This window comes from uncultured Flavonifractor sp., assembly GCF_944387675.1.
In the GTDB taxonomy this organism is placed as follows: Bacteria; Bacillota; Clostridia; order Oscillospirales; family Oscillospiraceae; genus Flavonifractor.
Window position 1 is genome coordinate 46,606 of sequence record NZ_CALXFV010000002.1, and the last position, 9,890, is coordinate 56,495.

9 protein-coding genes are annotated in these 9,890 nt (G+C 60.1%); 2 read left to right on the top strand and 7 right to left on the bottom strand.

The annotated features are described in order from the left end of the window. Window positions 1-42: 42 nt before the first annotated feature. From Q0J74_RS00550 to trxA, 4 genes are read right to left on the bottom strand one after another with little or no spacing between them, the layout of a single operon-like run. A complete protein-coding gene (locus Q0J74_RS00550) occupies window positions 43-1,323 on the bottom strand; it encodes a cytochrome c biogenesis protein/redoxin (RefSeq protein WP_297208971.1) in 1,281 nt (426 codons plus the stop codon). Window positions 1,324-1,327: 4 nt separating this feature from the next. Continuing rightward, a complete protein-coding gene (locus Q0J74_RS00555) occupies window positions 1,328-1,756 on the bottom strand; it encodes an RrF2 family transcriptional regulator (protein WP_297208974.1) in 429 nt (142 codons plus the stop codon). Between the two features lie 16 nt (window positions 1,757-1,772). Next, a complete protein-coding gene (gene trxB / locus Q0J74_RS00560) occupies window positions 1,773-2,690 on the bottom strand; it encodes a thioredoxin-disulfide reductase (RefSeq protein WP_297208977.1) in 918 nt (305 codons plus the stop codon). Between the two features lie 20 nt (window positions 2,691-2,710). Beyond that, window positions 2,711-3,025 carry a thioredoxin gene (trxA, locus tag Q0J74_RS00565; protein ID WP_297208980.1) on the bottom strand — a complete coding sequence of 105 codons (315 nt, stop codon included), beginning with the start codon at window positions 3,023-3,025 and terminating at the stop codon, window positions 2,711-2,713. Between the two features lie 195 nt (window positions 3,026-3,220). Between trxA and Q0J74_RS00570 the strand changes: the two genes are divergently transcribed. Further along, window positions 3,221-3,577, top strand: coding sequence for a hypothetical protein (locus Q0J74_RS00570; protein WP_297208983.1), 357 nt, complete (start codon window positions 3,221-3,223; stop codon window positions 3,575-3,577). A gap of 15 nt (window positions 3,578-3,592) precedes the next feature. On the opposite strand, the gene Q0J74_RS00575 is transcribed toward Q0J74_RS00570, so the two are convergent. Both Q0J74_RS00575 and Q0J74_RS00580 read right to left on the bottom strand, forming a co-directional pair. Next, window positions 3,593-5,275, bottom strand: coding sequence for a recombinase family protein (locus tag Q0J74_RS00575; protein ID WP_297208987.1), 1,683 nt, complete (start codon window positions 5,273-5,275; stop codon window positions 3,593-3,595). Window positions 5,276-5,287: 12 nt separating this feature from the next. Next, on the bottom strand, window positions 5,288-5,551 hold the full coding sequence (locus Q0J74_RS00580; RefSeq protein WP_297208990.1) for a DUF6870 family protein: 264 nt from the start codon (window positions 5,549-5,551) through the stop codon (window positions 5,288-5,290). 427 nt (window positions 5,552-5,978) lie between these two features. Between Q0J74_RS00580 and Q0J74_RS00585 the strand changes: the two genes are divergently transcribed. Then, a complete protein-coding gene (locus tag Q0J74_RS00585; protein ID WP_297208993.1) occupies window positions 5,979-7,976 on the top strand; it encodes an alkyl/aryl-sulfatase in 1,998 nt (665 codons plus the stop codon). Between the two features lie 162 nt (window positions 7,977-8,138). Here Q0J74_RS00585 and Q0J74_RS00590 read toward each other — a convergent pair whose 3' ends face one another. Further along, on the bottom strand, window positions 8,139-9,146 hold the full coding sequence (locus tag Q0J74_RS00590; RefSeq protein ID WP_297208996.1) for a hypothetical protein: 1,008 nt from the start codon (window positions 9,144-9,146) through the stop codon (window positions 8,139-8,141). Between the last annotated feature and the right edge of the window lie 744 nt (window positions 9,147-9,890).

The window sequence follows — 9,890 nt, forward strand, 5'->3', positions numbered from 1 at the left end:
AAGTGTGTTTATCATACCAGACCGGCAGGCAAATAACAAGAGTCATCCGGCCACGCTCTCCATGGTCTGCTGGACGATGGACTCCATGATCTCGCCGGTCAGGGCGCCGGGTACGTACCCGTACACATTGCCGTTGGAATCAATCATAAAGGTAGTGGGAAAGGCGGAGATGGCGTAGTAGGACAGCAGCTCCCCCGTCAGATCCATCACCACCGGGAAGGTATAGCCGTTTTCCTCCAGGAACTGCTCCACCTCCTCCTGGGTTCCCTCGTTGGTAAAGGGGTTCTCCTCCGTCCTGGGGGTGGCCACCCCCAGCACCACCAGGTCCCCTTCGTTCTCCCCGTAGGCCTCGTAGAGAGCCTGGATATCCGGCATCTCGCTTTTGCAGGGGCCGCACCAGGTGGCCCAGAAATTCAGAAAAACCGTTTTGCCCACATAGTCGGACAGGGTGTGGGAATTGCCGTACTGGTCGGTGAGGGTGAAATCCGGCGCGGGGATCACCGGCAGCTGGCTCTCCTCCGGCTCCGGGGACTCCGCTGCCTGGCTTTCCACAGCCTCCGGCGCCGCGCTCTCCGCTGCCCCCGATGTCCCGGCTACCCCGGAGAGATAGCCGGTGATTCCGTTCATAAAGCCGGTCAGGGTCATCACGCCCATAAAAACCAGCAGGGCCGCGCCCACCTTCACCGTGTAGCGCACCACCTTCTGGTGGCGTTTAAAGAAGCCCAGCACCGTGCCTGTAAACAGGCCCACCGCCAGGAAGGGGAGAATGAAGCCGGCGGTGTAGACGCCGATGAGCAGAAAGCCCCGGGAGGCGCTGGAGGCGGAGGAGGCCATCAGCAGCACGCTGCTCAGGGTGGGTCCCACACAGGGCGTCCAGGCAAAGCTGAAGGTAAAGCCCAGAAGCAGGGCCACCAGGGGGTTGACCCTCCACCGGTCCAGCCGGAAGGGCAGCCGGTGCTCCCGCTCCAGCGCGGCGGCCTTTCCGAAGAAGCCAAACTGATATACGCCGAACAGGATCATCACAATGCCGCTGATCCGGGCAAACCAGGTCTGATACCGGGTAAAAAAGCGGCCCAGCGCCGTAAAGCCGAAACCCAGCAGGAAAAAGGCAAAGCTGATCCCCAGGACGAAAAACACCGTGTTCAGCAGCACCTTTCCCCTGGGATAGCGGATGATGCCGTTTGGGTCCACCCTGCCGGTCCCGCCGGCCAGATAGCCCACATAGAGGGGAACCAGGGGGAGGACGCAGGGGGAGAAAAAGCTCAGCAGTCCCTGGAGCAGTACCGTAATGGCCGGCACGCTGGTCTCAAGATCAAAGCCCACAGGCTCACTCCTTTCCGGCGGCCGGCTCCAGCCGGGCCTCCAGGTCGGCCAGGCTCAGCTGGGCCAACCGCGCCCGGCACCGCCGGTCCAAATCGTCAAACAGCCCGTCCATCACCCCGGCCATGCCGGAGGCCACCAGACAGCCGCAATCCACTTCCCCGCCGCTGTGCCAGGCCGGCTCCACAAACCGCACCTCCAGCGCGGCGGCAATCCGGTCCAGGGTCAGCTCCCCCGGAGCCAGCAGCGGGCAGTACCCCCCCTCGTTCCCCGCCTTAGTGGCTACCAGACCAGCCTTTTTCAGCTTGGCCATCACCTTCCGCACCCGGGCGGGGTTGGTACAGATGTTGGCCGCCAGCTCTTCGCTGGAGAGCATACATCCCCGCTTGTCCAGATAGATCAGGGCGTGTACCGCCACGCAAAACAGTCCGTTCATGTCAGGCGGTCACCCTTTACTGTTTATTCAGAAGATAGGCTTCCGCAAAATAGGCGGCGTTGGCTCCGTCCGCCGCCGCGGTGACCACCTGGCGCACCGCCTTGGTGCGCACGTCCCCCACGGCAAACACGCCGGGCAGGCTGGTGCGGCAGCTCTCGTCCGCCACAAGGTAGCCGGCGGAGTCCAGTTCCACCTGGCCGGCAAACAGCCCGGTGTCCGGCACACGGCCCACGGCCACAAAAATGCCGTCGCAGGCCAGCTCCCGCCTGGCTCCGGTCTGCACGTCCTCCAGCTCCACGCCGGTGAGGCGCGTATCCTTCCGCAGGGCGGTGACCCGGCTGTTCCACAGGATCTCCACCCCCTGCTCATCCAGCCGTTTACGGTAGACCGGAGAGGCCCGGAGCTGATCCCGGCGGTGGACCAGGTAAACCTTGGCGCACAGCCGGGACAGGTAGAGGGCGTCCTCCACCGCGGTATTCCCCCCGCCGTTTACCACCACCGTCTTGCCCCGGAACATCATGCCGTCGCAGGTGGCGCAGTAGGCCACTCCCCTGCCCCGCAGTTCCTGCTCCCCGGGCAGTCCCAGCTCTCGGGGATAGGCTCCGGTGGCCAGAATCACCGTCCGGCCCGCAAACTCCCCCTCACTGCTGCGGATGATCTTCGGCGTTCCGGCCAGCTCTACCTCCGTCACCTCGCCGTAGATAGTCTCCGCCCCGTATTTTTGGGCCTGCTCCGCCATCCGCTCACCCAGCTCGAAGCCGTCCACGCCGTCGGGAAAGCCGGGAAAGTTCTCGATGGTGGAGGTGGTGGCCATCTGCCCGCCGGCGGACAGTTTCTCCAGCACCGCCACGCTCAGCCCGCTTCTGGCCGCGTACAGCGCCGCGGTATAGCCGCCGGGGCCGCCGCCCACCACAATGACATCATAGCTCTTCACAACGCCGCTCCCCCTCTCTTTTACAGCCCGGCCCACGCCACAATCTGCGCCTTGGAGCCGGGATTCACAATGGGCTCTCCCGCCTGCCCGTTCCGGAAGAGATACAGGGTGGGGATGACCTCCACCCCGAACCGCTCCTCCAGCTCGGGCTGCTGGTCAATATTCACCTTGCACACCGCCAGCCGGCCGTCATATTGCTGGGAGAGCTGATCCAGCACCGGAGAGATTCTCCGGCAGTAGCCGCACCAGGGCGCCCAAAAATCCACCAGTACCGGCACCTGGGACTGGAGCACCACGGAGTCGAAATTTTCTTTGGTAAGGTCGATGATGTTCATATAAAACGTCCTTTCTATCTGTAACTTTTTTAGTTTCAATTATACTGTAACTATAACAGTTACAGATCCCCTTGTCAATCCTTTTTTGCCCGCACACCTCCTTTTTATTCCCGGCATAAACTGTCATGTGGCACAGCCACAAGCCAAGCGGATAAAGGAGTATATCATGAATCACTATCATCCCACCGACTGGGAGTGGAAACGGAAGCAAGAGGGCGCAGCCTGCTGCTGTCCGCCGGGCTGCTGCCCGCCCCCCTGTCCACCTCCCCGTCCCATTCCAGGTCCTACCGGCCCCACTGGTCCCACCGGTGCTGCCGGAGCGACTGGTCCCACCGGTCCCACCGGACCCGCCGGCACGGGAGCCGCCGGACCCACCGGACCCACCGGTGCGCAGGGTCCCACCGGACCTGCCGGACCTGCCGGACCCGCCACCCCCGGCCCCACCGGCCCAGCGGGAGCGACTGGTCCCACCGGACCAACCGGCCCCCAGGGTATCCCCGGTCCGGACGGCGCCACCGGGGCGCTTTGCATAGGAAAGGCAACGCCCTGTAAAAACGCGGTTTCTTATCAAACCGCCTCGTTGTGGGGATTGAGCTCCATAAATCCTTCCAGCCGGCGCAGCTCGTCGGCAAAGCGGAACACAATGCCGATCTTTCCGCCCTCATACACCTTGATATGATCCACCAGCTCAATGAGAATGTCCCGCGTCAGCCTGTCGATATTCTGATTCTGGCGAAATGCGGTCAAACATGGGTTTTCGGTGTCCACGCCGTTTTTCAGCTCCGACTGTTCTGCCCGGAGGGTTTGCAGCACTTTCTCCAGAGCCTGGGCCCGCTGCTCATAGTCCTCTTTCATGTGTCGGTACTCCGAGCGGCTGATTTCTCCGTCCTTCCAGTCCTGATAGATCAACTGCCTGTAGCGGGAGATTTTCGATAGCTCCCGTTCTTTTTGTTTTATCGCATCCATTACCTTCCGGGACTGGCCTTTTTCCAGCGGGGTCCGGCTGATCCGCTCAATGATCCCGGCACAGTCCACCGCCAGATAGACCTGCTGCTGAATGGCGCAGAGGACAGCGGCCTCCAGGCGGTCATGCTTGATGGTATGTTTGGTGCAGGCTGTTTTGGATTGGTCTTTATAAGTACGGCAGTAGTAGTACACCACGCCGTCCACCTTGCTCCGGCTCATGGCCTTGCCGCAGTCGGCACATTTCAGAAACCCGCTGAACAGATACAGCTTTTTCTGCCGGGGGCCTGTGCGGGTGGCCCGGTTCAAGAGACGCTGCACCTTTTCAAACGTGTCCCGGTCAATAATTGCCTCGTGCGTGTTTTCCACGATGTACCATTCCTCTTTGGGAACCACCTCTTGAATATGCACCTTGTAGCTTTTTTTGCGGTAGCGCCCCTGCACCATATCCCCGCAGTACATCCGGTTTTTCAAGATGGTAGTTACCGACATTGCGCACCACAAGGGCCGTTTCGCGGGATCAATGCTGGGGTTTTGGTAGTTCAGCCCCAGGCGTTCCCGTTTGTAGGCGGCGGGACAGAGAACACCGTGCTCGTTGAGATAGTGGACAATGGCATTTTTACTCATGCCGTCCAGGAACATGGAGAAGATCTCCCGGACAACGGCAGCGGCTTCCTCGTCCACCACCAAGGCGTTTTTGTCGCCCGGATCCTTGAGGTAGCCATAGGCCGCGAAGGAGCCGATGTGCTCCCCGTTGCGGCGTTTCATGTCAAATACCTCCCGCACCTTGTCAGAGGTTTCCGCACAATGGTTTTCATTGAGCACCCCCTGGATGGGAACCGCGATGCTCCGCATATTTTGGGGCTCTTTGTAGCTGTCCAGGGGCTGGTGAAACAGAGAAATAAAACGGACCTTGTACCGGGGGAACCAGTCATCCAGATAATAGCCCTGATCGCTGTAATTACGGAAGGAACGGGCCAGGTCTTTGACGATCACGCAGTTCACGCGTCCCCGCTTGATGTCGGCCAGCATCCGCTGAAAATCATCCCGCTCATCATCCGTTGTGCCGGAAATGCCGTCATCCACATATTCGTCCACAATCATGTACTGGTCGCCGTCGTGAAAGGCGGCGATATGCTCCTCAATGATTGCCCGCTGATTGGTGACGCTTTCGGATTCGTACAGACAGCGAGTGTCCTCTCTGGAAAGGCGGATATAGATGGCGATCCTCCACACCCGTTCCTTTGGAGCAGCGGCGTGAACGGCGGCTCTGTTTGTTCGCTCCATGCGCTTCCCTCCTTAAAGTCCGCTCTTTTTTCGCCGAAAGAACTCGAAAAGGGCATCCTGTAAGGATGGGACGCTGTCCAGAAACTCCAGCTGAACACCCAAGTCTCCCACGCGGAAACAGTAGGGATTCCCCGTCGCTTTTAAGAGATGCCCCGCCCGAAGTTTCCGTGGGATGCCGGGATCAAGAGCCAGACCGCTGACATCCGTTAATTCATCCTTGTTTATCTTCTGAATCTCAACACTTGCCAGCTCCAAGCGCGTGATGGGATCATTCATGCGTATTCCCCCCTTCCAATCATAGTTATGGCACAATTGCTTGTCCCATGATGGATCGGGCAATTCCGTATGAGATTCCCGCGTTGTCAAGGGATGCGGCAGATGGTATAATAACCGGCAAGAGCTGGATCGATTTTCCCTTATGGATCTGGCGGCACCATCGCTGCAAAAGCAGAGATGTTTCATGCGGCCCAGGCAGACAACCGGAGGCCCGCGGCAGATTATGCCCTCCGCGCAGGCATCCTCGCTCGGTCGAACGGTCTGCATCTGGGGAAAATTCATCAAGCCAAACTGCGGAGCTCTGGACCAGACTCAGAACTTATGAGCTGCGCTTTTCCACCTCTGCCAGTGGTCCGGACCGCTTCCGGCAGGACTCTCAGGGAACTTTTGAGATCGGATCTGAAGCAAAGACAAGGAGGAATGAGAGATGAAGCATTGGAAACCGTGGGTGTCCGTTCTCTGCCTGATGGGTATGACGGTCTCCCTCCTCTCCGGTTGCCGGGAGGCTCCGGCGGCGGACAGCGAGGCATCCGCGCTGAACGGGGAGCAGAAGGGCGCCACCCAGATCACCGCCCAGCTCAACCAGGAGGTATACGCTTTGCTGGACTTTGACGACCAGCAGGAGCTGGAGTTTGCCCAGCGGGGCCTTATCAGCGCCCCGGAATCTTTGGAGCTGCGGGACGAGAGCGGCAAAGTGATCTGGAGCCAGGACGCCTACGCCTTCCTGGAGGATGCCGACGCCCCCGACACCGTCAACCCCAGCCTGTGGCGCAACACCCAGCTTAACCACATCTACGGCCTGTTTGAGGTGATTGACGGCATCTACCAGGTCCGGGGCTACGATATGTCCAACATCACCTTTGTCAAGGGAGAAACCGGCTGGATCGTCTTTGATCCCCTCATGTCGGTGGAATGTGCTCAGGCCGCCAAGGAGCTGGTAGATGAGCAGCTGGGTGAGTATCCCATCATGGGCGTTATTATCAGTCACTCTCACGTGGACCACTTCGGCGGCATCAAGGGCATTGTCTCCGAGGAGGAGGTGGCGGAGCGGAACATTCCCATTATCGCCCCCGAGGGCTTTGAGGAGCATGCCATCAGCGAAAACGTGTACGCCGGAACCGCCATGGGCCGCCGGGCGGCCTACCAGTACGGCACCCTGCTGGACAAGGATGAGGAGGGCGCCATGTGTATCGGCATCGGTATGGGCCAGTCTAAGGGTACCCTGTCCTACCTCTCCCCCACCGACATCATCTGTGAGACCGGTGAGATCCGGGTCATCGACGGGGTTACCTTTGAGTTCCAGATGACTCCCGGCACCGAAGCCCCCGCCGAGATGAACACCTGGCTGCCCGAAAAGAACGCCCTGTGGCTGGCGGAGAACTGCACCGGCACCCTGCACAACCTGTACACCCTCCGGGGCGCCCAGGTTCGGGACGGCAATGCCTGGGCCAACTACATCATGGAGGCCCTGGCCCGCTACGGCGGGCAGGCCCAGGTAGTGTTCCAGTCTCACAACTGGCCTCACTGGGGCAGCGACGTGATCCAGGAGTATATGGAGAACACGGCGGCGGTGTACAAATTCATCCACGATCAGACTCTCCTATACATCAATCAGGGCTACACCGAAACCGAGATCACAGATATGATCCAGCTGCCCGCGGACCTGGAGAAAGTGTGGTATACCCGCCAGTACTATGGTACGCTGAAACACAACGTCAAGGCGGTCTACCAGAAGTACATGGGCTGGTACGATGCCAACCCCATCCACCTGGATGAGCTGGCTCCCACGGAATACGCCCAGAAGCTGGTGGAATATCTGGGGGACACGGACAAGGTGCTGGAGATGGCCAAGGCGGACTTTGAGAAGGGCGAGTACCAGTGGGTGGCGGAGATTACCAACGCCCTGGTATACGCGGACCCGGAAAATCTGGACGCCCGCTACCTGTGCGCCGACGCTCTGGAGCAGCTGGGTTATCAGGCCGAGTCCGGCCCCTGGCGCAACGCCTACCTCACCGGCGCCCAGGAACTGCGCAGCATGCAGCCGCCTGCCTCCAATCCCATGAGCGGTGCCGCGGAGATGCAGATGAAAATGGGCGTGGATCTCATGCTGGAGTATCTGGGCATCCGCCTGGACAGCAATGCGGCGGAGGACCTGAACGGCACCATCAACCTGGTGGTCACCGATCTGGAGGAAGCGTATGTGATCACTCTGCGCTCTGGAGTGCTCCTCTATCAGGAAGACGTTCAAAGCTCTGAGGCCGATGCCACCTGGAGCATGCCCAAGGCGGCTCTCTTCGCCTTGCTCCAGGGCAATGCGGACGGCGTGCGGCAGGCAGCGCAGCTTCAGGGCGGCGAGGATCTGCTGGACTCCCTCTGTGCGCATATCCAGATCTTTACGCCTGATTTTGCGATCATCGAGCCGTAACGATGGATCTCCTACAAGAAGGATGGCGGACTGCATCGCCATCCCCAGTCTGTCGAAAAACCTTCCTCAGAGGAAGCCTCGCAGAGTTCCGTCGCCCGCAGGCGACGGAATAAAATCAAAATCCGTCATTTCCGGGGACATGTGCCTCGGAAATGACACTTCTCATGACGGATGGGGTGACTTTTTCGCAAGAAATCGAGCCCCATCCGTCATGCAGCCTCTTGTCGAAAAAGGCACATGTGCCTTTTTCGACAGTCTCAGGATGGCGGACTGCATAAATGCAGTCCGCCATCCCTTTTCATATGGTGGGCCATTCTGCTCAAGTACTTTCTTTCCAGTCGGCCAAAACCCGGGCAAAAAAGCGCTGATAGCCCTTGCACAGGTAATTTTTTCCCCCGCTGAGCCGGCCCTTTGGGCAGCCGCCGAAGCACAGCCGCACAGCGGGTCGTGGACGCACAGGATGGAGGGCAGGCCCTGGAGATGCCCCAGCGTGACATCAAACAGCTTCACATGGAGCTTCCCCACGTCCTGTCGGAGCCACTCCTCCCAGACGGCACACAGAAACTCGCCGTACCCCTCCGGCGTGACGGAGAAAGGGGCAACCGGATGGGGCATTCCCAACGGGTGGATCCCGGGCGGGGTGGCCGTACGCTGCCCCATATCCGTCTCATACGCAGCAGGCAGGGCCTCCACTACGGGAAGAAACTGGATGTAGTCGGTAAGCCCGCGCAGAAAGCGGTAGACCTCCAGGGGATATTTCATGTTGGCCCGGTTGACCATGGTCAGCGCGCTGAAGGGAACGCCATGCCGCCGCAGCCGCCGGACGCCTTCCATCGTGGCTTGAAAGGACCTGGAGCCGTCCTCCCTCGTTCGATACAGATTGTGGAGCTCCTCAGGGTCCTGGTTGAGATCAAAGAGCCGCACATCGTTTTTCTCATAGAGTTCCTCAATTGTGGTGGGGGTATTGAACTCCAGCGGAGAGAAGTAGCGCACAAACTTATAGTCTTCCGTGATCAGTCCCCGCACCATGCCCCGGATGGAGAGATCCGCCTGATAGCTCATCGTCTTGTCCGGATTTACGTCCACCTGGACCGCACTCATCAGCAGCGACTCATAGCAGAACAGCGCGCCGTCCCGGACAGACTCCTTGGAACCGTCCATCAGATCCATCAGGCTGCTGCCGGGAAGCCCCTGGCTGAGCTACGCCTTTTCCGCATCGTCCAGACCGGTCATATCCAAAAAGGTGGGCGCCAGGTCCAGATGGCTGGTGAGGGCAGAGATCGTCCGCCCACCCTCATATTCCGGGTGAACGATGTACAAGAGGGTACATGGACGCAGTTTTCGTAGTAGTAATCCTGATAATCCTTCCAGCCATCCTCGCTGGTGACCGAGCCGGTGTACACGCTCCACTCTTCATTGTATAATTTCCATCTTCGTTTTTGACTGCCTCCCGGGCGGGCGCTTGGCTGCTCTCTGGAGCAGCAGGCTGACAGCCCGATAAGGAGCATGCGGAGGCCGCCGCCAGTGCGGTTGCCGCAAAGCGCAGTCTCGCTTAGTTGGTATGTCGCATATGTGCTCTCCTCCCTTCCCTCTATCTGGCGCCAGGCCTGCCGGCGGACGGCAAGCCCCAGATGCATTGTAAGATAAAATATAATATTTTTACAGAAGAATCAATCCCGGCGGTATTCCCTGGCGGGCATGCGCCCACTTTCCTTGTTTCACCGGCCCCACCGGACCCACCGGACCTCAGGGCATTCCCGGCCCGGACGGCGTCACGGGTCCCACCGGACCTGCCGGTGCCGCCGGAGCAACCGGTCCCACCGGACCTGCCGGTGCCGCCGGGGCAACCGGTCCCACCGGACCTGCCGGTGCCGCCGGAGCAACCGGTCCCACCGGACCTGCCGGTGCCGCCGG

Bases quoted from the DNA above. Each gene is read 5' to 3' on its own strand.
- Q0J74_RS00555 (WP_297208974.1), bottom strand. From the start codon at position 1,756: ATGAACGGACTGTTTTGCGTGGCGGTACACGCCCTGATCTATCTGGAC.
- trxA (WP_297208980.1), bottom strand. From the start codon at position 3,025: ATGAACATCATCGACCTTACCAAAGAAAATTTCGACTCCGTGGTGCTC.
- Q0J74_RS00575 (WP_297208987.1), bottom strand. From the start codon at position 5,275: ATGGAGCGAACAAACAGAGCCGCCGTTCACGCCGCTGCTCCAAAGGAA.
- Q0J74_RS00580 (WP_297208990.1), bottom strand. From the start codon at position 5,551: ATGAATGATCCCATCACGCGCTTGGAGCTGGCAAGTGTTGAGATTCAG.
- Q0J74_RS00585 (WP_297208993.1), top strand. From the start codon at position 5,979: ATGAAGCATTGGAAACCGTGGGTGTCCGTTCTCTGCCTGATGGGTATG.
- Q0J74_RS00590 (WP_297208996.1), bottom strand. From the start codon at position 9,146: ATGGATCTGATGGACGGTTCCAAGGAGTCTGTCCGGGACGGCGCGCTG.